The organism is Nocardia sp. Marseille-Q1738, assembly GCF_965283145.1.
The window spans coordinates 102,891-124,390 of sequence record NZ_CBDIMS010000010.1 but is presented as its reverse complement, the minus strand read 5'-3'; the positions used below and the strand labels follow the sequence as shown (position 1 = coordinate 124,390).

General features: G+C 65.2%; 20 protein-coding genes and 1 pseudogene. 13 read left to right on the top strand and 8 right to left on the bottom strand.

Going from position 1 to position 21,500, the window contains the following annotated elements; genetic code table 11:
- On the top strand, nt 1–1,350 hold the full coding sequence (locus ACWPXK_RS28590) for a cytochrome P450 (protein ID WP_454199272.1): 1,350 nt from the start codon (nt 1–3) through the stop codon (nt 1,348–1,350).
- Nucleotides 1,351–1,523: 173 nt separating this feature from the next.
- On the opposite strand, the gene ACWPXK_RS28585 is transcribed toward ACWPXK_RS28590, so the two are convergent.
- Nucleotides 1,524–1,841 carry an ArsR/SmtB family transcription factor gene (locus ACWPXK_RS28585; RefSeq protein WP_454199271.1) on the bottom strand — a complete coding sequence of 106 codons (318 nt, stop codon included), beginning with the start codon at nt 1,839–1,841 and terminating at the stop codon, nt 1,524–1,526.
- Between the two features lie 86 nt (nt 1,842–1,927).
- On the opposite strand from ACWPXK_RS28585, the gene ACWPXK_RS28580 reads away from it, so the two are divergent.
- Entirely contained in the window at nt 1,928–2,839 is a 912-nt protein-coding gene (locus ACWPXK_RS28580) for an NAD(P)-dependent oxidoreductase (protein ID WP_454199270.1), read from the top strand.
- Nucleotides 2,840–2,937: 98 nt separating this feature from the next.
- Here ACWPXK_RS28580 and ACWPXK_RS28575 read toward each other — a convergent pair whose 3' ends face one another.
- A complete protein-coding gene (locus tag ACWPXK_RS28575) occupies nt 2,938–5,463 on the bottom strand; it encodes a beta-ketoacyl synthase N-terminal-like domain-containing protein (protein WP_454199269.1) in 2,526 nt (841 codons plus the stop codon).
- A 102-nt stretch (nt 5,464–5,565) separates the two neighbouring features.
- On the opposite strand from ACWPXK_RS28575, the gene ACWPXK_RS28570 reads away from it, so the two are divergent.
- From ACWPXK_RS28570 to ACWPXK_RS28550, 5 genes are all read left to right on the top strand, one after another.
- A complete protein-coding gene (locus ACWPXK_RS28570) occupies nt 5,566–6,066 on the top strand; it encodes a GtrA family protein (RefSeq protein WP_454199268.1) in 501 nt (166 codons plus the stop codon).
- Between the two features lie 120 nt (nt 6,067–6,186).
- On the top strand, nt 6,187–7,548 hold the full coding sequence (locus tag ACWPXK_RS28565) for a M20/M25/M40 family metallo-hydrolase (protein WP_454199267.1): 1,362 nt from the start codon (nt 6,187–6,189) through the stop codon (nt 7,546–7,548).
- A gap of 21 nt (nt 7,549–7,569) precedes the next feature.
- Complete coding sequence (locus tag ACWPXK_RS28560) at nt 7,570–8,103, top strand: YbhB/YbcL family Raf kinase inhibitor-like protein (RefSeq protein WP_454199266.1); 534 nt, start codon at nt 7,570–7,572, stop codon at nt 8,101–8,103.
- 302 nt (nt 8,104–8,405) lie between these two features.
- The gene (locus ACWPXK_RS28555; protein WP_454199265.1) at nt 8,406–8,870 is read left to right on the top strand and encodes an NUDIX hydrolase; all 465 of its coding nucleotides are present in this window, start codon (nt 8,406–8,408) and stop codon (nt 8,868–8,870) included.
- A 332-nt stretch (nt 8,871–9,202) separates the two neighbouring features.
- Nucleotides 9,203–10,075 carry a DUF7019 family protein gene (locus ACWPXK_RS28550; protein ID WP_454199264.1) on the top strand — a complete coding sequence of 291 codons (873 nt, stop codon included), beginning with the start codon at nt 9,203–9,205 and terminating at the stop codon, nt 10,073–10,075.
- 162 nt (nt 10,076–10,237) lie between these two features.
- Here the strand turns inward: ACWPXK_RS28550 and ACWPXK_RS28545 are convergent, their stop codons facing one another.
- Entirely contained in the window at nt 10,238–10,720 is a 483-nt protein-coding gene (locus tag ACWPXK_RS28545) for a hypothetical protein (RefSeq protein WP_454199263.1), read from the bottom strand.
- A 590-nt stretch (nt 10,721–11,310) separates the two neighbouring features.
- On the opposite strand from ACWPXK_RS28545, the gene ACWPXK_RS28540 reads away from it, so the two are divergent.
- Complete coding sequence (locus ACWPXK_RS28540; RefSeq protein WP_454199262.1) at nt 11,311–12,732, top strand: helix-turn-helix domain-containing protein; 1,422 nt, start codon at nt 11,311–11,313, stop codon at nt 12,730–12,732.
- Here ACWPXK_RS28540 and ACWPXK_RS28535 read toward each other — a convergent pair.
- Nucleotides 12,721–13,557, bottom strand: coding sequence for an alpha/beta hydrolase (locus ACWPXK_RS28535; protein WP_454199260.1), 837 nt, complete (start codon nt 13,555–13,557; stop codon nt 12,721–12,723). The genes ACWPXK_RS28540 and ACWPXK_RS28535 overlap by 12 nt on opposite strands.
- Nucleotides 13,558–13,751: 194 nt before the next feature.
- Between ACWPXK_RS28535 and ACWPXK_RS28530 the strand changes: the two genes are divergently transcribed.
- Complete coding sequence (locus tag ACWPXK_RS28530) at nt 13,752–14,168, top strand: hypothetical protein (protein ID WP_454199351.1); 417 nt, start codon at nt 13,752–13,754, stop codon at nt 14,166–14,168.
- Between the two features lie 131 nt (nt 14,169–14,299).
- On the opposite strand, the gene ACWPXK_RS28525 is transcribed toward ACWPXK_RS28530, so the two are convergent.
- Nucleotides 14,300–15,127, bottom strand: coding sequence for a class I SAM-dependent methyltransferase (locus ACWPXK_RS28525; RefSeq protein WP_454199350.1), 828 nt, complete (start codon nt 15,125–15,127; stop codon nt 14,300–14,302).
- A 182-nt stretch (nt 15,128–15,309) separates the two neighbouring features.
- Nucleotides 15,310–15,729, bottom strand: a complete 420-nt coding sequence (locus tag ACWPXK_RS28520; RefSeq protein WP_454199259.1) for a recombinase family protein — start codon at nt 15,727–15,729, stop codon at nt 15,310–15,312.
- Between the two features lie 114 nt (nt 15,730–15,843).
- Here ACWPXK_RS28520 and ACWPXK_RS28515 point away from each other — a divergent pair, with 114 nt between their 5' ends.
- The 3 genes from ACWPXK_RS28515 to ACWPXK_RS28505 all read left to right on the top strand — a co-directional run bounded on the left by ACWPXK_RS28515 (nt 15,844) and on the right by ACWPXK_RS28505 (nt 19,137).
- A complete protein-coding gene (locus ACWPXK_RS28515) occupies nt 15,844–17,403 on the top strand; it encodes a serine hydrolase domain-containing protein (protein WP_454199258.1) in 1,560 nt (519 codons plus the stop codon).
- A 136-nt stretch (nt 17,404–17,539) separates the two neighbouring features.
- Nucleotides 17,540–18,334, top strand: a complete 795-nt coding sequence (locus ACWPXK_RS28510; protein ID WP_454199257.1) for a CPBP family intramembrane glutamic endopeptidase — start codon at nt 17,540–17,542, stop codon at nt 18,332–18,334.
- Nucleotides 18,335–18,351: 17 nt separating this feature from the next.
- Nucleotides 18,352–19,137, top strand: a complete 786-nt coding sequence (locus ACWPXK_RS28505) for a MerR family transcriptional regulator (protein WP_454199256.1) — start codon at nt 18,352–18,354, stop codon at nt 19,135–19,137.
- A gap of 8 nt (nt 19,138–19,145) precedes the next feature.
- Here the strand turns inward: ACWPXK_RS28505 and ACWPXK_RS28500 are convergent.
- Nucleotides 19,146–19,334 (bottom strand): annotated as a pseudogene (locus tag ACWPXK_RS28500) (Tn3 family transposase); the annotation flags it as partial.
- 392 nt (nt 19,335–19,726) lie between these two features.
- On the bottom strand, nt 19,727–20,314 hold the full coding sequence (locus ACWPXK_RS28495; protein ID WP_454199255.1) for a TetR/AcrR family transcriptional regulator: 588 nt from the start codon (nt 20,312–20,314) through the stop codon (nt 19,727–19,729).
- Between the two features lie 163 nt (nt 20,315–20,477).
- Here ACWPXK_RS28495 and ACWPXK_RS28490 point away from each other — a divergent pair, with 163 nt between their 5' ends.
- Nucleotides 20,478–21,497 carry an aldo/keto reductase gene (locus tag ACWPXK_RS28490; protein WP_454199254.1) on the top strand — a complete coding sequence of 340 codons (1,020 nt, stop codon included), beginning with the start codon at nt 20,478–20,480 and terminating at the stop codon, nt 21,495–21,497.
- The last annotated feature ends 3 nt before the right edge of the window (nt 21,498–21,500 follow it).

Sequence of the window (21,500 nt, the reverse complement as noted above, 5' to 3'; positions counted from 1 at the left end):
ATGAAAGCACCCGGGCCAGGTCTGGTGGAAACCGGACGCATGCTGCCGAAATTGGCGAAGAACCCGCTCGCCACGGTGGGCGAGCTGCTGGACGGCTACGGCGACGTCGTGCGGGTCAAAGCGGGCCCGATGCTGGTCTACCTCGTCGCGGACCCGGCGATGACCGAGTACGTGCTCAAGGACAACTACACCAACTACCGCAAGAGCCCGATCTACGACGAGTTCAGCATCCTGCTCGGCGAAGGGCAGTTGACCACCAACAACCTGGAGTACTGGCGCAAGCAGCGCAAACTCATCTCACCGGCGTTCTCCCATTCGCACGTCAAGGGTTTCGCCGACGACATCACCGACAGCGCCGCGGCGATGCTCGACAGCTGGGACGCGGCGGCCGGTGAATTCCGCGACATCTACGACGACTACGTCAAGCTGCTGCTCGCGGTGACCGGCCGGATTCTGTTCAGCATCGACCTGTCCACCGGCACCACCCAGGTGACCGACGCGATGCGGGCGGCGTTCGCGTTGATCATGAAGCGGGTGAACGCGCCGGTGAAACTGCCGCAGTCCTTCCCGACCCCCGAGGCGCGGCGGGTCGCGCGCAAGGTCGGCGAACTCGACGACGTGGTACGGCATCTGATCGAGGAGCGCCGCGGCGGCGCCGACACCAGCGACGTGCTCACCGCTCTGGTCCGCGCCCGCGACGAGGGCGGCCAGGGCATGCGGGAGGAGGATCTGCTCAACGAGATCAAGACCCTGCTCGTGGCGGGCCACGAGTCCCCGGCGAACGCGCTGTCGTGGGCGTGTTACCTGCTGGCCACGCACCCGGAGGTCCAGGAGCGGCTGGCCGAGGAGGTGCGCGCGGCGATCGGTGACCGGCCCCCGACCTTCGCCGATCTGGGGCAGCTGAGCTACTGCCGCATGGTCATCGAGGAAACCATGCGCCTGTATCCGCCCGCCTGGATCGTGGAACGCACACCGATCGCCGACGACGAGATCGGCGGCTACCACGTCCCGGCCGGTGCGCGGGTCACCTTGTGCATGTACTACATTCACCGCGACAAGCGGCTGTGGGACGATCCGGAGGAGTTCCGCCCGGAGCGTTTCACCGACCGAGAAGTGGCCGAGCGGCACAAGTACGCGTTCTTCCCGTTCTCCGGCGGTCCACGCATCTGCCTCGGCAAGGACATGTCGATGACGGAGATGGTGCTGATCCTGGCCATGACGGTGCAGCGTTTCCGCCTCGAACTCGACGGCACCCATCCGGTGGTGCCGCTGGCTTCGGTCAACCTGCGACCGGAATTCGGCATCCGTATTCGACCGGTTCGCCGCGTCACCGAGCCACTGACGACCTGACGCGGGACACGACGGTCCCATCGAACCCGATGTCCGCGGGGCCTGGACGGCCAGGGCACGAGCACTGGGCCCCGGATCAGAAGTGGTAGTCGGCCCAGCGCCAGCCGCAGGCGGCGCTGGGCCTGCCCGCAGTCGGGCTACCTTCCGGAGCGCGGTAGTCAGTTCCCTTCAGCTCAGTGATCGCGGTATGCGCTGAGCACCGCGTCGAGCAGTCCAGGAAAGCGGGCCTGCAAATCGTCACGGCGTAGCCGCACCACACGGGTACGGCCTTCGATCGTGGTCGCGGTTACTCCGGCCTCGCGCAGCACGCGATAGTGATGCGACAGAGTCGACTTGTGCAGGTCGATGTCCTCGCCGATGCCCGAGCAGTTCTCGCCCTTGCTGACAGCGAGTCGGGAGACGATCTCGAGCCGCGCCGGATCCGAGAATGCGTGCATCACGCCGACCAGGGTGATGTCGTCGGTCGCTGGCTGAAAAGGCGCACGCGGCATGGTGGTCGCTCTCTGGGTTTGACTGTTGTACGACTATCCAATGATAGTTGTTTGATACTTGCCCAACAATCACGAAAGGTTCCCTAGTGTCAGCGCAATCCGTTGCCGTCGTCGGTCTCGGCCCGATGGGGCAAGCTCTTGCCCGCGCGTTCCTCGATGGCGGCATCCACACCACGGTCTGGAATCGCACACCTGCCCGCGCCGATGCGCTGGTCGACCGTGGTGCCATCCGTGCGGGGACCGTGGCCGACGCGGTGAGCACGTCCGAACTGGCGGTGGTCTGTCTCGTGGACGACGCGGCCGTCGCCGCGGTACTCGAACCGGACGCGGCGGCGTTACACGGCCGGACGCTGGTGAACCTCACCTCCACCGCACCGCACCAATCGCGGACACGCGCGGAATGGGCGGCGCGACATGGCATCAGCTATCTCGACGGAGCGATCCTCACGCCGACCCCGACCATCGGCGGACCGGCGGCGCTGGTGCTGTACTCAGGTGCTGAATCGGTGTATCAGCGGCATGCGGCAGTACTCGCAACACTCGGCGGCCGGGCGGTGTACGTCGGTGCGGACGCCGGCCGAGCCGCCGGGTACGACGCCGCGATGTTGTCGTTGTTCTGGCTGTCAGTGCTCGGTGTCGTCCACAGCCTCGCGCTGGCACGTGCGGAGGGAATTTCCGGAGCCGACCTCGCACCGTATGCGGCCGACATCACCGGACTCCTACCGGAAATGCTGGAGCGGTTCGCGCACCAGGTCGAGGCGGATCACTACCCGGGTGCCCTATCGACTATCGCCTCCGCAGCGGCAGGCCTTACCCACCTCTCCGACAATGCCCGAGCTCTCGGCTTCGACAGCACTGTTTTGCAGGCATCTCTCGATATCGTTCAGCGTGCCGTCGACGCCGGTTACGGGGCCGACGGCCTCGCACGCTTGGTCGACACCGTCGCCGCCCGAACAGCAGCCGAACCGTCTGGGGCGACAGCACCGCCGCAGCGCTAGCCAGTTCAGCCCAGGAGTTCTCGGCTCAGTGCGAGCAGTTCGGCGGTGGAGAGGGCTTCCTCGTCTGGGGCGACAGCACCGCCGCAGCGCTAGCCAGTTCAGCCCAGGAGTTCTCGGCTCAGTGCGAGCAGTTCGGCGGTGGAGAGGGCTTCCTGGTCCAGCGTGGGCTCCGGAACTGCTGGCCGGGGAGCGGACCTGGCGATGGAATCAGCCGCCGGCCTCACCGGCGCGAAGCGTGTGACCAGTTCGGTGGAAAGCAGCTCGACAGTGGGGCACCCCCAGATGATGGCGGCCGGGACGTCGATGCCCAGCCGGGCGCTGAGGCGAGCGCTGAGCTCCACGGCATGCACCGAGCCGATGCCGAGTTGGTCGAAGTTCTGGCGCGCGTCGACGCGATCAGCAGCAATGCCCACGACCTCGGCCAGCTCCTTGGTGACCAACGCGGCAAGCGCCGCGACGTCGGGCTGGACGATATCTGCCAGCTCCCTGGACTCGGTCAGCCGCTCGAGCGATGCCGAATCTCCACCGGTGGGAGCGGATCCGACCGCGACGGAAGCGCTCGACGACTCGTTCGGCGCGATGTCGGACTCGTTGCGCTGCTCGATCGCGGCGCGCCCGCGAGTCGGACTACCGGCGAAGCCATCGGATTCGACCAGCGCGGAATAGTCCGCCGACGACTCGATGCCGGGGCCAACGTGCTCGGCCGCACGCCGCGGTGCCGATCGACCGATGGACGCGGTAGCGTCAGCTGGCGGCGAATAGGTCGCCGAGGACTCGGGCCGGGCAACACCGGGCTCTTCCGCCCGTGGTTCCGGAGTCGCCCAATGCCGTTGCCGCTGAAATGGATAGGTTGGCAACGAGATCGGACGCCCCGGTGGGTTGACGGCCGCCCAGTCGGGCTCGACGCCACGCCGGAACAGCACGCCCGCCGCCGCCAGCAGCTCGCGCCGGTCCACGGTTCCCGGACGCAGAGCCGCGGACAGCACACGGCTCAGCACCTCGTTTTCCCTGTCGTCGGCGCTGTCCGCATTGTCGGCCCCGTCGAGGTAGCTGTCGAGGAACTCGACAACGTGGTCCACATGCTCGGCTACCACCGCCAGCCGGTGACGGAAAGGTGTTCTCGCGGCGAGCGTATGTGCGAGTTCGCCGAGCAGGATGCCGGGTTCGCTCACGAGGTGGTCGCGCAGACGGCTGGCGTGTGCCCGCAACGCGGCCTCGGTGCGCGCCGACAGCACCACCAGCCGTTCTGGGACCTCGGACGCTGTCACCGGCGCGGCTTGCGGCGCCGCTTCGACGATCACATGGGCGTTGGAGCCGCCGAAACCGAACGCGCTCACCGCGGCGCGTGCCGGGCCATCGTGCCGCGGCCACGACAATGCCGTGTCAGCGACCCGCAGTCCAGCCGCTGATAAGTCGAAATCGCCTGGTGCACAGTCGAAATGGAGACTGCGCGGAATGCGGCCATGCGACAGAGCGAGTGCGACCTTCACCAGCCCCGCCATCCCCGCGGCCGCCTCGGTGTGCCCGATATTGGTTTTGATAGAGCCGACCGTCAACGGAGCATCGGGGGCGCGGCCGGTCCCATAAACCTCGGCCAGCGCGGACAGTTCCGCGCGGTCACCGACCGCGGTGCCCGTGCCGTGCGCCTCGACGTAGTCGATCGTCATCGGGTCGACGCCCGCCCGCGCGCACGCGCGCCGCAGCAGCTGCCGCTGCCCCTCGGCGCTACTGGCGGGCATGGAGCGGTGGTTGCCGTTGTTGTTGGTGGCGCTGCCCAGCAGGGTGCAGTAGACACGGTCGCCGTCGCGCAGCGCCTGCGTCAGCGGTTTGAGCACGACCACCGCGCCACCCTCGCCGCGCACGTAGCCGTCCGCGGAGGCGTCGAAGGTGCGGGACCGGCCGCGAGCGGACAGCACGCCCAGCGCGGACAGCCCGATCGCGGTCTCGGGAATCAGGTTCAGCTGCACGCCACCGGCGATCGCCAGCTCACTCTCACCAGCCCGCAGCGCCTGGCAGGCCAAATGCACCGCGACCAGTGATCCGGCGCAGGAAGCGTTCACGGTCATGCTGGGCCCGTCGAAACCCAGGAAGTACGACACCCGGTTGGCGATGACGCCCTCGACGTCACCGGTACTGGTGAACGGCGTGATGGCGGTGGCGCCACGGGCAAGTTTGACGGCGCGATAGTCGTTGAACTTATTGGCGAAGTACACGCCGGTCTCCGGAACGCGGTCGGGCCGGATGCCCGCGTCCTCGAACGCTTCCCAGGCCAATTCCAGCGCCAAGCGTTGCTGCGGGTCCATATCCGCCGCCTCGCGCGGGGTGATCCCGAAGAACTCGGCGTCGAACCCCGCGACGTCCGGCAGATAGCCCCCGGCGACCGAGACCGTCTTGCCTGCGGCGGCCCGGTCGGGATCGGTGTAGTCGCCGGACCACCGGTGCGGCGGCGGCGTGTCGGCGACCGCGTCGATCTCTTCGATCAGCAAGCGCCACAACGCTTCCGGTGAATCCGCACCCCCGGCGAACCGGCAGCTCATGCCGACCACGGCGATGGGCTCCGCGGCCCGCCCCTGCGTGTCGCGCTCTGCCTGCTGGTGACGGGTGCGCCGCTTGGCCTTCTTCACGCTGTCTTCTCACCTGCCCGCGATCCACCTCCCCGGAACATCGGGTGCGATGAATCTGCCGATCTTGTTGTGGGGTCGGGACATGTGCCGGAAACTTTACCTGTGCTATTTTCCGAACGCCCCGTTTTCGCTCGGGTGACGTCCGCGCTGGGGGGCGAGGCACGGCGTCGAGAACTGATCCGATTCGCTTCCGTCGGCGTCGCCGCGTTCACGCTGGACACCGCAATTTTCCTGACTCTGAAGAGCACTGTGCTGGAGTCGCATCCAGTCACGGCCAAAGTCCTCGCCGTGCTCGCGGCGATCACGCTGTCGTATGTGCTGAACAAGCAGTGGTCCTTCAACGAACGCGGCGGACGGCGCGGGCATCACGAGGCCGCGCTATTCTACCTGGTCAGTTTCCTGGCCGTCGCGATCAACACCGCACCGCTGTGGGTCTCGCGGTATGTGCTGCACCTGGAGGTGCCCGAAGTCTCCCGGTTCACCCAGAACCTGGCCGATTTCGTCGCCGCGCAGCTGATCGGCACCGCGTTGGGCATGGTGTTCCGCTTCTGGGCGTTCGTGCGGGTGGTATTCCCCGAGGAAGTGGACCGCGGCAGCGCATGAGTTGCGATCACCCTGATGGCAACCCTGTCCGGCGCGATCACCCACCGTGCGGGCTCGGCGACCCGACGCGACACCCCGGCCGCGGGATCGCACCACCGTCCGGGTGGTAGGAAAGGGAGCGTGTCCGCAACTGGCGAAGGAATCGATCCGAACCGAAACACCCGCGCGGTGTCGGAAGTGGTGGAGCTGGTCAGCACGCTGATCCGCTTCGACACCTCCAACACCGGCGACCTGGCCACCACCAAGGGGGAGCGCGAGTGTGCGCAGTGGGTGGCCGACCAGCTGCACCAAGCGGGATATGTCACCGAGTACGTGGAGTCCGGCGCCCCGGGACGCGGCAATGTCTTCGCGCGGCTGGAAGGCGCGGATCGCAGTCGTGGCGCGCTGATGATCCACGGGCATCTGGACGTGGTGCCCGCCCAGGCCGCCGACTGGAGTGTGCACCCGTTCTCCGGCGCGGTCCGCGACGGCTACGTGTGGGGTCGCGGCGCGATCGACATGAAGGACATGGTCGGGATGACGCTGGCGGTCGCCCGCCAGTTCAAGCTCGAGGGCACGGTACCGCCGCGCGATCTGGTCTTCGCCTTCCTCGCCGACGAGGAGAACGGCGGCAAGTGGGGCTCGCAGTGGCTGGTGGACAACCGGCCGGACCTTTTCCACGGCGTCACCGAGGCGGTGGGGGAGGTCGGCGGGTTCTCGCTGACCGTCCCGCGTCCCGACGGCACCGAACGCAGGTTGTATCTGGTGGAGACCGCCGAGAAGGGTCTCGGCTGGATGCGGTTGCGCGCCAAGGCCCGTGCGGGCCACGGCTCGTTCCTGCACGAGGACAACGCGGTGACCATCCTCGCCGACGCGGTGGCGCGACTGGGCAAACACACCTTCCCCCTCGTGCTTTCGGAGTCGGTGGCCGCGTTCCTGGCCGCCGTCGCCGAAGAGACCGGCCTCCAGTTCGACCCGTCGAGTCCCGATATCGAAGGCCAACTGGCGAAGCTGGGCACCATCTCCCGCATCATCGGCGCGACGCTGCGCGACACCGCGAATCCGACCATGTTGCAGGCCGGGTACAAGGCCAACGTCATCCCGCAGACCGCCGAGGCGGTGGTGGACTGCCGCGTGGTCCCCGGGCGGCAGGCCGCGTTCGAACGCGAGGTGGACGAGCTGATCGGCCCCGACGTCGAACGCGAGTGGATCACCAAACTCGACTCCTACGAGACGACTTTCGACGGCGATCTGGTCGACGCGATGAACAACGCCGTGCTCGCCCATGATCCGCGGGGCCGCACGGTGCCCTACATGCTCTCCGGCGGAACGGACGCGAAAGCGTTCGCCCGCTTGGGAATTCGCTGCTTCGGTTTCGCCCCGCTGCAGCTGCCGCCGGAACTGGACTTCTCCGCCCTGTTCCACGGCGTCGACGAGCGGGTACCGGTCGATGCTCTCGAATTCGGCACCCGCGTACTGGAACACTTCCTCCTGCACAGCTGAACCGATCCGGAAAGAGGTTCCATGACCTACAACCCCTACGACGCACTGCCGCAGGTGCCGTCGTTCACCCTCACCTCCAGCGACGTGACCGACGGCCAGCCGCTCAACAACGATCAGGTCAGCGGCGTCTTCGGCGCGGGAGGCAAAGACATCTCCCCGCAACTGTCCTGGTCGGGCTTCCCCGCGGAGACCAAGAGCTTCGCCGTCACCGTCTACGACCCCGACGCACCCACCGCATCCGGCTTCTGGCACTGGGCCGTCGCCGACATCCCCGGCACCGTGACCTCCCTGCCCAGCGGCGCCGGCAGCGGCGAGGAAGGCGGCGCCCTCCCAACCGGCGCGATCACCCTGCGCAACGACGGCGGCTTCCACGGCTTCGTCGGCGCCGCCCCGCCGCCCGGCCACGGCCCGCACCGCTACTTCATCGTCGTCCACGCCGTAGACGTCGAAAGCCTCGGCATCGACGAAAACGCCACCCCCGCCTACCTCGGCTTCAACCTGTTCTCCCACACCCTGGCCCGCGCGACTCTCATCGGCACCTACGAGCAGAAGTAGGTTCTCCATCGCAGACCTGTGGCCCTGAGCGGAATGCCCAGGGCCACAGCGGTTTTCCGATAAAAACACATGGTCGTGGCCGCCGAAGCCCTCATCCTCGGCTGCATCCACGGAGACACCCCAGTCCGGCTACCCAGGTCCACCCTTGAATGTGTGCGTCGGGGCGGTATACCGGAGTCACCCACACCGCAATGCGTCCGGCGTATACCCCATCCCGTGCCCACGCAGTAGGCTAGGCCGTTCCGCTTTCCGGCAAAACCCCAGGTAAAACGATGTGATTGACGTGAAAGGAACATCGCTGCATGAACGCGACCGTCGAGTCCCATCACAAACCCAAGCCCCAGCGTCACAAAGTGACCGGTGATGTCCACCTGCTCCTGCGTCGCGGCAACCACGTGCTGTTCGGTCTGCGCCGGAACACCGGCTTCGAGGATGGTGCCTGGCACCTGCCCAGCGGGCATCTGGAAGCGGATGAATCCGTTATCGACGCAGTGATCCGCGAGGCTGAGGAAGAAACCGGGGTGACGATCGCGCCTGCCGACGTCGCCTTCAGCCACGTCATGCACAATTCGTCCTCCGGTGGCCGGATGGCGTTCTTCTTCACGGTGCGTGCCTGGCAAGGCGAGCCGACGAATATGGAGCCGGACAAGTGCAGCGCACTGCAGTGGTTCGCGCTGAATGCCCTGCCCGACCACATGATCGGCTACTGCCGGACCGCTATCCAGTACATCACCGACAGCAAGCCCTTCTCGACCTACGGCTGGTAACGACAGTGGCGGCACGCAGCGGCACACCGGTCGTCTGCGTCAGCTATCTCGCGTCGGCCGAATCGTGCCGCAGTCCCCGTTGGCCAACCACGGTACCCATTTCGCAGCCTCGAGCACTCCATCGCTGCCGATGGTCCGATGATCGCTGGAGCAGTGCAAGGTCACCCAGCGTCGGCCTATCCCTTAGTCCGGCGCGCCGTAGGACGTGCTGCCGCAGCGAAGTGCAATCCTGGGCCGCTGGAACCAGTGCATCGCCGCAGGGCATTGGCTGTCCGACTAGACTATGTCGCGAGAGTCGTACTGTGTGCATTAATCTGAGCGCTGGGGGTTCGATGTCGAAACAGTCTGTAGGCAAGTATTTGTACTGGTCCGACCGCGCCATACGAGATATCGCTGAAGAGAACGGCATAGAGCTGGAAGGGCGCCGACAATGGTCCGCTGGACTGAACCTGACAGTGGCAAATGCAAGCACAAAATCTACCGAATACGCCACTAGAAATCGCCTGGAGGAGGCGAAGCGTATAGAAAAATTTTTGCAACCAGCGGAAGTGTCGGATAACCCACCAAAGTCTGCATTCGTAAGAGGCGTAGGTACGGTATCTTTCGCGGAGTTCATCAGTTCTTACACAAATAACGACGCCGTGCTGCTTCACATTGAGATGCGCACCTTGAATGGACGAAGAATTGACGTGTGCCTCTTTGGGAGTATGGACAACCTTAGAGGCTTTGAGACACATGATGGATACTCCGATGGATGGACTTCGTCAAATGCTCCGGTGATAGCCGAGTTCTTGGCGAGCCGCGGAATGAGCGGTCCGCCTCAGTGGATGGACGAGCAAGATCTCGCAATTGAAGCAATGAAGGTTGCCCTCCACCAAGGCTCAACGGGCCCAGACTCGGACCATGCCGGCAGGCCCGAGACACGGGGATTCACAATGGGACACGCGGCCGAGTGTGAGTATGTTGCCGAAATTTATATGGACGTGATGCTCGCACCCGAGGACCGGCAGCACCTCCATGGCGAGCTACGAGAAACTGAGCGGATCATGGTCGGTCGCCCGCTTTGGGTACGCGCTCTGAATCCTCATTCTATCGCGCGTTACGCTGAACGGCGCAGGGCATTGGAGCGAGGTCAGCAATCATGGATAAGTCGCCATTTATTTCGACGCCGGATGAATACGCCGCAGATGGGTTCGGGCGCGTAATTTGTGGATGCCGGGACGCCGTATAGACACGTCCGACGTTTCACGAACCGAATGACCATACGTTTCGTCGAGCATCGACGCCTACGGCACCTCTGGATAACTGGTCTACAACGCAACGGCGCAGGTCCGCTCTCCTTCCAGGTTGAATCACGGCTACCGAGCCTACACATCTGGCGGTAGCCGCCGGCCTTCCGTGAGGTCTGTTATCAGGCAGTTGTACGCATCACTCATCCGCGCTACCCAGAACGCATCCTCATGCCGACTGCTGTCCAGGTATTTCAGCCACAGGCCCGCCATACGGGAGACCACGAGCCCCACGGTCTCGGTGTGCCACACCCCTGACACACGGCGGCGGCCACGAAGAGTATTTGCCACGGCATGGTCGATCTTCGTGGCCAGCGTGGCCAGTTCGATCTCGACGGCGTTGAAGTCACTCACGGCGCAACGCAACTCGCTCGTGGACAGGGCCTCCGGTGTACGCATCAACCGGATCACTTCGCGCCGCTTATGGTGCACCGGAATCATCGCCGAAGCCGCGTCCATCAGTGTTGTCGAGTGCGACATCGCCACCTCACCGCGGAACGCCCGACACAGCTGCTCGGCATTCGGGAAGAGTTGGTCACTTATCGAGCGGTTGCACTTCATCGCGGCTTGGTGGTGGAGGGAACGACACGGCTCGCCTCCGCTAATGTCTCGAGTGCGGCAGCCTTTCTCGGACAGCGCCGTGCCCGGCAGGCCACGTGGTATCGCATAGCGGTGTGGGCCTGCTCGATGGTGAACGGCACGGTCGGTGGCTGGTGAGCAGCTTCATCGGACAGCGCGACCAGCTGGTAGAGAGCAAGGGATTGAGTCGGCATAGGTAGTGGCACTTTCCGTATCAGTCTTGGCGGTAAAGCGGTACCCGGCACCGAGGGCTCTCGCCACCGGCCCGGCGGCGCGTGCGGGCCGATGCGCCCGGAAGCGTGTGGGCGTCACCCCGACACCGGGTACCGACTCTTACGGTCGCGGACGTAGCCGAACGGAGGTATGTCGCCGCAACACTGGCCGGTATGCATGCCAGCGGTACTGGTCACCGCAGAATCGGCTCCAGACTGCGACGACACGGGTGTAAGCCCTGGTAAAAGGCAGTTTTTGTGGATATGCGTGAAACGTATGGCACTCGTCGTCGGGGGGCGCTATGGTCCACCCCGATCAGGGCAATCAGCGATACCCGTGCTACCCCCGGAGCGAACCTCATGAAGCGGGAACCCAAAACGCAGCGCTACTGCGCACGCTGCGGGAACAGGCTGAGCCACTACAACCCGCAGGCGTTCTGCAGCCCGTGTGAATCCACCTTCCGCTCGGAACTAGCCAAGCCGCCGACCGTGCCGAACGCCTTTTGGCAGACAGACCAGATGCGTGATGCCCTCGCCACCTGGCATATGGGCCGAGTTATCTGCGCCTACCGCCGACATCCCCACCACGGTCGCTCGTTGCCGCAAGAGTTGGTGGCGAACTGGTTGGGTCTCACCCAAGCCCAACTCAGCCGGATCGAGACGGGCCCGGCTCCCGAACAATTGTCCAAGCTCATCCAGTGGGCAACGGCGCTTGGTGTTCCGGACGAATTGCTCTGGTTCAAGCTGCCGAATCGGAATAGTGCTCCGACTGACGCGGCTACCGACCGTCATGACGCCGTGGCGTTGGCACGGTGGCTGAGCTCGGATGGCACTGCTCCACTGCCACCGGACTATTCCGAGGACCTGCAGCGTACCGGTCAAGCGCTGGAGGATGCGCACCGCTACTTCGATGGGACGGTAGTTGAGTTCTTCCGCAACCAGCTAGTCCGTTGTAAGGCAGATGACGGTTCGCTTGGCCCCGCGGAGGCGCTTCCACTGACACTCGCTGTCGTTCGGACGATTCGACGCCACTGCCGCGATGTGCACCCGGATGTTCGACGGCAATTGCTGGCTGTTGGTGCCGATGGAGCAGAATTCGCTGGCTGGCTGTACCGCGATCTCCACGATTCGCTGACGGCCACTTTCTTCTACGACCGTGCGATGGAATGGGCGCAGGCTGCGGGCAACTTGCCCATGCAGGGATACGTCCTCATGAAGAAATCCCAGATGGCCTACGAAACCCGTGATACCGGCACGCTATTGACCCTGGCACAGGCCGCCAAGGACGGTCCGTGGCAGCTACCGATCCGCGTTCGAGCCGAGGTGATGCAGCAAGAAGCTTTGGGCCTGGCCATGGTTGGCGAACCCGTCAATGTAGTGACGCAGACGCTGGACGATGCCCAGCACCTGCTGGGCCGGGCAGGCGGTGCCGATGATTTCCTGGTCAGCTACTTCAACGAAAGCACCCTTCTCCTCCGGTCAGCATGCTGCTACACCGAAGCAGGCAAGCCATCGCTGGCCACTCAACTTTTCGGCAAGGTGCTCGCTGGTGGGTCCCTATCGCGGCGGGACGCTGGATTCTTCAGCGCGCGGCAGGCGAAAGCTTTCGCTCTCAGTGGAGAACCTGACGAAGCTGCCAGGGTTGCCGTCCAGTCAGTAGTCATCGCACGCGAGACCCGTTCGGAGCGAACGATGAACGTCATCGCGGACGTCGTTCGCACCCTTGATCCGTGGAGCCACCGTCCACAAGTCCGGCAACTCCACGACGTTCTACTGTCGTGAGACGGTTCCGGTGGTAAGCCAGTCGGTCACGATGCCGATTACCTCGACCTGGTACTCCTGGCTTCTGGGATCGAGATACTGCGGATCGTCATGTACCGCGAAGCCGTGCTGCGATCCCTCGATCTCGATCAGTTCGACCGGCGCAGTGAACTGAGCGACGGCCGCTCTGGAGCCGTCGATGGGCACAAGCGTGTCGGCGTTGCCATGGATGATCAGTGTCGGCGTCTCGATCTCGCCCAGGACTTCGTTCGGCTTCAGCCAGAACACTTCGTTGAGAAGCGGCCTACCGTGCTTGAGTGTCGGCGAGAATTGAACGGCGCCAGTGTCATTCAGTTCTTTGGCCCGTTCGTCACTGATGACGTCATTGGTCCAGTAGTCCCGGTTGTCGATGGTGCGCTTTTTGTAGTCCAGCTGCGGATTCAGGAGCACCAAGCGGGTCAGCTCGTCCGGCCGTTTGGCGGCGTAATAGGCCGTGATGCCACCACCGAAGCTGGCACCCAGGAGGCTGATCTCGTTCGCGCTGGTCGCATCCCGCAGGTGGGCCAGGGCGACGCGGATGTCATTGAGGATTGTCGACAGTGTCAGCTCTTCTTGCCGTCCTTCGCTCTCACCGTGACCACGGAGATCGAACCGGAGCGAGGCAATCCCCGCGTCGGCAAGGCCGGCGGACAGTCGCGTGAAGAAACCGCCCTCCTCTCTGGTCACACCGCCACCGTGCACCATGACGACAGCACGGTGGAGCAGCTGGTCCGGTGTTACGAGTGTGGCAGCGAGGTTGAGACCGTCGAGAGTGTGAAGGCTGGTGATGGTGCTGTTCGAGGGCACGGAAACCAGTCAAGCAGATCGAGGTTGGTGTCGCGAGCGAGTGCGGCACCGTATGTCACCAGGTGATCACGACCGTTCGATAACACAGCGACGGTTGGTTGTTGCCGCACGCTTGCGGGACTGAGCCGGTACGCTACCGCTGGACGGCGGACCAAGAGGGTACGCGCTGGACTGATGAGGGAACGACCGTGGTTATTCACACGGACACGGCCTGGGTGCTGTTCTTTGCTGGGCTGATCTTCCTGTGGGCGCTGGTTCTCGGTGTGTGGAAGTGGCAGGCGATGACTACCTCGCCGGATGGCTCGGCACATCCCTATGTCGATATCGCCCATCGGGCCGCGCTGCTGTACGCGTTCGCGACCGGGTTGATCGCGGTGTTCGTGGAACTGTCGGGCTGGCCGTCCGCGGTGAATTTCGGTGCGGCTTCGGTGATCGTCCTGCTGTTCGTGGTGACGATTGCGAACTACATCCGGCTCGGAGTGCAGCGCCAGACCAACAATCAGATGCGTAATCCGCCGCCCTCGATGCGTTTCGTCCTGGCCGCGTTGATCGTCGGTGAGATCGGTGGCTTCAGCGTGCTCCTCATCGGCTTCGCCACGGCACAGCTGTAGTGGCGTTCGATGGCGGCTGATGACCCGGCCGGTAGAACCCTTTGCGCGAATCGGGGGGCGTCGAGCAGTTGTAGCTCGATCCGATCGAGGACGTCACCGATCAACGTCGGCAGTGCACGAGAGCGGCACGTTCAGAACGCGTAGCGGTGGTACTGGGCGATCATCCGCAGTGCCGGAACCAGCGACATCACCTTTCCCATCAACCGATAGCCGCCGGATACTCCGTGTTCGAACGACTCGGAGTCGAATACCGATATCGCGGCGAGCAGCCGAATCCCGGGCACCGCGGAGACGATGTCGTCGGGACCATTGATCGCCCAGTGCAGCGTCGCACCGGAGCGCCGAACGACGGTGTTGATTTTCTGCGACCTGATCCCCAGAGCGTTGAATGCGTCGAAGTGCAGTTCACCAGAGGGAAAGTGCTCGGCCACCGCACGCAGCAGGGCGATGCCGGCGTCTTCGGTGAGATACATGGTCAGGCCCTCGGCGATCATCAGCACGGGACGGTCGGCGGAAATCCCTTGCAGCCATGCCGGATCCGTCACGGACACGGCGATGCGGTGATGGTGTTCGCGAGCCGGGTAGAGCCGTTCGTGCAGCTTGATGACCTCGGGATAGTCCACGTCGTACCACTCGACTTCAGGGCCGGGGTTCAGCCGGAACGCTCGGCTGTCCAGCCCGCAACCGAGGTGCAACACGGTGGCACGGTCGTGGAGGGCGAGGAACTCGCGCGCCCAGTTGTCGAAGTGGACCGTGCGAAGTGTCACTCCGGATTGGTTGCGTCTGGTGATGCTGGTGCTTCGCCAGTCGTAGTCGATGCGGCGAACCGCATCCCTCGCCCAGGTGTCGCCCAAGAGCGGATTCTCTGCGTCGGCGTCCAGCGCCTTGGCATACAACGTGGCGAGCATCGTCTGCGGTGCTCCGGTGAGGTCGACGCGGATCTTCTCGGCTTCCGGCAGCTCATCATCGTTTGAACGCATGTTCAATATGTTAAACACCCGTTCAATCGGACGTCGAGGAGCTTGCCCGCTAAGGATCTGTAAAGGCGTTGCACCTTGAAGCGGGAGGTTGCACGGATCCGCAGCGAGTCGGGTTCCCGAAAATCGGGCGGATATGGCGTAATCCGCTGTCTTACAAGGTGTTACGGTTCTGTCGGGTGTGGCTCCGCTCGGGGCATGTCCCCACTGATGATGCGGTGAATGGTGGAGCGGCCGACGCTGTATTCCTCCGCGAGGTCGGCCAGGCTCGCGTCGTCCGCGGGGTCGTGGTAGCGGCGGTGGATCCTTTTCCGTGCTGTGAGGAGGAGTTTCGGCTGTTTCCCTTTGAGGCGTCCCTTCGCGCGGGCCTTGGCCATGCCTTCGCGGGTGCGCAGGTGGCCGAGGTTGGCTTCGAATTCGGCGACCATGGCGAGGTTCTGCAGGAGCGGCTTGCCGAACGGGTCGGCCCGGTCGTAGGTCTGGCTGCCGAGGCCGAACAGGGCATCTTTCTCGCGCAACCTGTCCAGGATCTCGCCGGCCTCGGCCATGTTGCGAGCGAACCGGTCGAATTTCGTCGCCCGCAAAGAGTCTTGCTATGAGCTAGATCACGGTTGTAGTTGACCTTAGGTCAGGGTGGACGCTCATCGCAGCGGCATGAAGCCGACCGGGACACAACCGATTTCGAGGAGCAAACCACCATGTCGATCGCCCTTTCCGCCCACGACAAGAGCACCCTGCGTACCGCCGCGTACGGTGCGGTGTCGCTGATGGCCGCCGCCACCGGCTCGCCCCGCAAGGCCGCCACGAACGCCACCATCGCCCTGACATCAGCGACCGGTCTGATCGGGCACGTGCTCGCCACGAACGCCAAGGACATCGAACTGAAGGGCAAGACCGTCGCCGAACTCGCCGACCGGGTACTGCCGGCACTGACCGCAGCCATGAAACTGCTCGGCAAGCAAGATCCGACCGAAGCCGACAATTTCCGCGGCACCATCCTGCGCGTCCTCGAGGCCGTCCAGGTCGAGCTGGACAAGCCCAGCGCCACAACGGCCGAGATGGCCCGCAAGGTCGCCGCCGCCCTTGACGCCGCCGACCTGGTGGCCGGTGCGGACAGCTGGGCCGTCGTGCCGAATACGGTTGCCGGACAGGATCACCCGGAGCTGCAGCAGGTGATCGAGGAGATCGTCGATTCCGGGTTCATCGGGGTGTCGCTGCGCGTGAACGACGAGCGGGGCGAGTGGGTCGGCAGCGCCGGGCTGGCCGAGCTCGGCGGGACCGCGAAGCCGCCGATCGACGGGCACGTCCGCATTGCCAGCAACACCAAGACCTTCACCGCGACCCTGGTACTGCAACTGGTGGCCGAGGGCAAGGTCGGGCTGGACACCCCGGCGGCGGACTACCTGCCCGAGTTCGGGCTGGACGAGCGGATCACGGTGCGGATGCTTCTGCAGCACACCAGCGGGGTGTTCAACTTCACCGGCGAGCTCAACGAGGATGGGACGGTGGTGCTCGGGATCCCCGCGCCGGGTACCCCCTTGGGCAAGGAGTGGGTGGACCACCGGTTCAAGACCTACCGACCGCAGGAACTGGTGGAGCTGGCACTGTCCAAGCCGGCGCGATTCGCGCCGGGGACGGGCTGGAGCTACTCCAACACCAACTACGTGCTGGCGCGGCTGCTCATCGAGAAGGTCACCGGCCGGTCCTTCGCCGAGGAGATGCGGCGACGGATCCTGGGCCCGCTCGGGCTGTCGGGCACCGTGGCGCCGGAGACTTCGCCGGAGCTCCCCGAGCCGCATGCCCACGCCTACTACCGCTACGAGCAGGGCGGCACCGAGAAGATCGTCGACGTCACCCGCCACAACCCCTCCTGGAACCCCTGTGGTGGTGACATGATCTCGACCACCCGAGACCTGCACACATTCATCTCCGCGCTGCTGAGCGGCAAACTGCTGCCGGCCGAGCTGCTGGCCCAGATGTGCACGCCGCATCCGACGGGCATCCCGACCATGGACTACGGCCTCGGGGTGTTCGTGCGGGACCTGGGTCCCGAGGGCGGCATCGTCATCACCCACAACGGCGGCCACGCGGGCTACGCGACGCTGATGTACAGCACCCCAGACGGAACCAAGACCATGACCGCCTCCCTGACCTGCGTTGACGACTCCGCCATGGCTATCGGCGTGCCGTTCCGGAACGCACAGCAGCGGCTCCTCGCCGAGGTGTTCGGCGGCGGACAGACGGATCTCGCTGACTAGCACGCGACCCGGGGGCGACACCGAACTCGACCAGCTCGGTGTGGCCGCCCACATGTTCTGTCCGCCGGGCTGTGCCCCGACGGGTCCGGCACTTTCCAACCCACGTCCAACACGGACCACTCGAGGAATTCTCGTCATGCACACCTTGGAAGACACACAACCGAGCGGACTGGTCGAGCGGCTGCTAGGCGACCGCCACTCCCTGCCGCTGTCGGTTTTGTTGCATCTTGTCCCCGGCGTCCTGATCGTAGCCACCTACCTACTCATCGCTGAACCGTTCGTCGACGCCATCGGTTATCCGGCCTTCCTGGGCTGGGCGATCGCCCTGTGCCTGGTTCTGATACCGGTCCTGTTGGGGCTGCTGTGGCTGGGCCTTCGCCGCAACGGCCGCTTCTCGATGCACGGTGTGCTGTACTACATCGGCAAGCCGGTCCCGCGCGGGAAGCTGGTGGCGATGGTCATCGGGCTGATCGCGTGGATGATGGTGCTCGGGTTCGCGCTGGCACCGCTGAACAACTTCTGCAAAGGCTTCTTCACCTGGCTTCCGTACGCGAACACTGGCGGCAGCGGCAACAACACCTACCTCGACCTGCACGGCTACTCGCACTCGATGCTGCTCACCACAATGGTGATCTGCCTGCCGCTGACCGGAATCTCCCTGCCGCTCATCGAGGAGCTGTACTTTCGCGGTTTCCTGCTTCCCCGGATCTCCCATCTGGGCGGATGGGCGCCGGTATGCAATACGGTCTTGTTCGCGCTCTACCACCTCTGGTCGCCCTGGGTGTTCGTGTCGCGGGTGATCTTCACATTCCCCGGGTACTGGTTCGCTTGGCGGCACAAGGACATCCGGCTCTCGATCGGGATGCACGTCGGCGTCACCTCGATCGTGGCGACGCTCGGCACCATCGCGTTTGCGCTGAACTTCATCTGATGAGGAAGGCTGAGCGAATGAGGAACGGAGTCACGATCGGGCAGGCGGCGGCATTCGTCGGCGTCACGGTGAAGACGGTGCGGCACTACCACAAGCTCGGCCTGGTCGCGGAGCCCGAACGCGACAGCTCCGGTTTCCGGCGATACGGATCAGCCGAGTTGCTGCGGCTGGTGCAGGTCCGGACACTGGCCGCCGCCGGGGTGCCACTGGCCGACATCGGACCCATGCTCTACGCCGACACCACCTCGTTCGCCGCAGCGCTCGCCGACGTCGAGCGGCAGCTCACCGCACGGATCGAGGAGTTGATCGCGCGGCGCGACACACTGCACCGGCTCGCCGACGGCGACCGTGCGCTGCTGGGGGACCGCGCGGTGGCGCTGCTGGAGCGAATGCCCGGCCTCGGCTTTCCCGCCGACGAGGTGGCGGCCACCAGAGAGGGCTGGGTGCTGGCCAGAGCCCTGGTCCCAGAAGGTTTCGACGACTACCTCACCCACCTCGAACAAGCCCTCGACGACCCCCACTATGTCGCCCTGATCCAACGCGCCGCCCAGGCCGCGGCCTGGGAACCGGACGACCCCCGCATCGACGAACTCGCCACCGCCATGGCCGACCACTACCTCGCCAACCCCGCCCAGCTGAAAATCGTGACCGGCCTGCAAGCCCGCACCGACACCGCAACCCGATACCAGCTGATCGCCCACCACGGCCAAGAGCAAGGATCAGCCGCCGCCCAGGCACTCGCACTCGTCGAGACCAAGCTCCGCTCCGCCGGCATCCGTATCCCCAGACCGGACTCCCACTGACCCGCGGATCAGAACAACGTGTTGCGAGCCCGCAGCGGCCGGTACCCGGTCGGGCCGAGCTGCGCCAGCTCGGCGTCGATGTCGACCTCGATCGCGCCGAAGAAGTTGATGTTCTCGCTGTGGGCCGGGGAGATGTGGGCCAGCACGTCGTCATCGATCCGGCGGCCTTCCCGCCGCACCTGCTCCACCGCGAGGCCGCGTCGTGACGCGACTTTAGAACCGACAGCCCGAGGCGATTCCAGACCCGCGCGCCGAGCACCCGAGCCTGTTGGCCGACGCGTCGGCGCACGGAGTTCGCTCCGCGCGTGCAGCGCGACCGGTATCGCCGTGCCGAAACACCAACTGCGCTTGCGCATGGTGTGGAACCGGCTACCGGGAAATCCGTCGCGACCAGGGAGTTCGATCCAATCGTCGGCTCCATGATCGCCATGCTGTCGGACGCGCTCAACGACGAGTCGAGGCAAGCAAATTGTGTTCGGTTGCCGGGGACGGTCACCCTCCATGGAGGCAGCCTCGAACCGATTCGGATCATGGTTCCGGATATGCACAGAGAACGCCTCGCCCCGCGTCCCGCCCAGGCTGACGACTATTACGGTCGGCGCAGTCCTGCGATCAGGAATCCGACCAGGCGGCGTGCGTCGTAGCGGGGATCATCGGCCGCGCCGATGCAGAGATTGCCGACGCCGCGCATCAGTTCATAGGCATCCACGCCCGGGTGGATCTCGCCTGCCTCGGCTGCGGCGTCGAGCAGCTGCGTGCACACCGGCACGAGGCGGTCGAGAAAGTAGGCGTGCAGCGTGTCGAAGCCGGCGTCGCCGGACTGCAGTACGGCAGCGAGTCCGTGCTTGGTGGCCAGGAAATCGACGAAGAGGTTGATCCATCGTCCCAGCGCAGCATGCGGAGTTGCGCTGCTGGCCAGCAGGGCCGGACCCGCCTCGGCGCACGCCTCGACCTGGTGGCGGTAGACGGCGATGATGAGGTCCGCTCGCGTCGGGAAGTGGCGGTAGATCGTGCCCGTCCCGACGCCGGCCCTGGCCGCGATGTCGCGTACCGGCGCCTCGACGCCGGACGTGACGAACACCGCGGCGGCGGCATCGAGCAGCGTCTGCTCGTTGCGCCGGGCGTCGGCCCGCTTACGAGGGGCCGCCTGCCCTGATCGCCCGTCGGTGTCGGTCACCACATCGCTCCCTTCGGTAGTGAGGTTGCCAAGCGGAACGGCGTTCCGTATCGTTCGTAATCGGAACGAGGTTCCGCTTGATCATGGTGCCAGAGCGGATGACCCACAACCAAGCCATACACGGCGATAAGGCACCCAGCCCGCAAAAGAGGGAAACACAGTCATGCAGTACCGCACCTTGGGCCGCACCGGTGTGCAGGTCAGCTCGCTCGTGCTCGGCGCGATGAACTTCGGCCGAATCGGGCGCACGACCCAGGACGAAGCCACCGGCATCGTCGATGCCGCCTTGGATGCCGGGATCAATCTCATCGACACCGCCGACTGGTACAGCGACGGAGAGTCCGAAGAGATGGTCGGCAAGGCCATCGCCGGCCGCCGCGACGACATCGTGCTGGCCACGAAGGCGAGCCTGCCGATGGGCGACGAGCGCAACCATCAGGGCAGCTCGCGCCGCTGGCTGGTCACCGAGCTCGACCACAGCCTGCGCCGTCTCGGTGTCGACCACGTCGATCTCTACCAGATCCACCGGTGGGACCCGAGCACCAGCGACGAGGAGACGCTCTCGGCGTTGACCGACCTGCAGCGCGCGGGAAAGATCCGTTACTTCGGCTCCTCGACCTTTCCCGCGTACCGCATCGTGCAAGCTCAATGGGCCGCCCGAGACAACCAGCTGAGCCGGTACGTCACCGAACAACCCAGCTACTCCATCCTGCAGCGCGGCATCGAGGCCCATGTCCTGCCCGTTACCGAGCAATACGGACTCGGTGTGCTCGTATGGAGCCCATTGGCCTCGGGCTGGCTGTCCGGCGCGATCCGCGAGGGCCAGGAAATCACCACCCACCGTTCGACGGTCCTGCCGGAGCGCTTCGACACCTCGACTGCGTCCAACCGCGCCAGGCTCGACGCGGTCGAGCAGCTGGCCAAGGTCGCCGACGAGGCCGGTCTGACGATGATCCAGCTCGCGCTCGGATTCGTTACCGCACACCGCGGCGTGACCAGCGCGATCATCGGCCCCCGCACGCTGGACCATCTGCATTCACAGCTGGCCGCAGCGGACACCGTGCTGTCCGCCGACGTGCTCGACGCGATCGACGCGATCGTCGCTCCTGGCGTCGACCTTGCGGCACACGAAAAGTTCGACACTCCACCCGCCCTGCTCGACCCGTCACTGCGCCGCCGCTGAATC

Bases quoted from the DNA above. Each gene is read 5' to 3' on its own strand.
- ACWPXK_RS28590 (WP_454199272.1), top strand. From the start codon at position 1: ATGAAAGCACCCGGGCCAGGTCTGGTGGAAACCGGACGCATGCTGCCG.
- ACWPXK_RS28585 (WP_454199271.1), bottom strand. From the start codon at position 1,841: ATGCCGCGTGCGCCTTTTCAGCCAGCGACCGACGACATCACCCTGGTC.
- ACWPXK_RS28560 (WP_454199266.1), top strand. From the start codon at position 7,570: ATGACCTACAACCCCTACGACGCACTGCCGCAGGTGCCGTCGTTCACC.
- ACWPXK_RS28555 (WP_454199265.1), top strand. From the start codon at position 8,406: ATGAACGCGACCGTCGAGTCCCATCACAAACCCAAGCCCCAGCGTCAC.
- ACWPXK_RS28550 (WP_454199264.1), top strand. From the start codon at position 9,203: ATGTCGAAACAGTCTGTAGGCAAGTATTTGTACTGGTCCGACCGCGCC.
- ACWPXK_RS28545 (WP_454199263.1), bottom strand. From the start codon at position 10,720: ATGAAGTGCAACCGCTCGATAAGTGACCAACTCTTCCCGAATGCCGAG.
- ACWPXK_RS28540 (WP_454199262.1), top strand. From the start codon at position 11,311: ATGAAGCGGGAACCCAAAACGCAGCGCTACTGCGCACGCTGCGGGAAC.
- ACWPXK_RS28515 (WP_454199258.1), top strand. From the start codon at position 15,844: ATGTCGATCGCCCTTTCCGCCCACGACAAGAGCACCCTGCGTACCGCC.
- ACWPXK_RS28510 (WP_454199257.1), top strand. From the start codon at position 17,540: ATGCACACCTTGGAAGACACACAACCGAGCGGACTGGTCGAGCGGCTG.
- ACWPXK_RS28505 (WP_454199256.1), top strand. From the start codon at position 18,352: ATGAGGAACGGAGTCACGATCGGGCAGGCGGCGGCATTCGTCGGCGTC.
- ACWPXK_RS28490 (WP_454199254.1), top strand. From the start codon at position 20,478: ATGCAGTACCGCACCTTGGGCCGCACCGGTGTGCAGGTCAGCTCGCTC.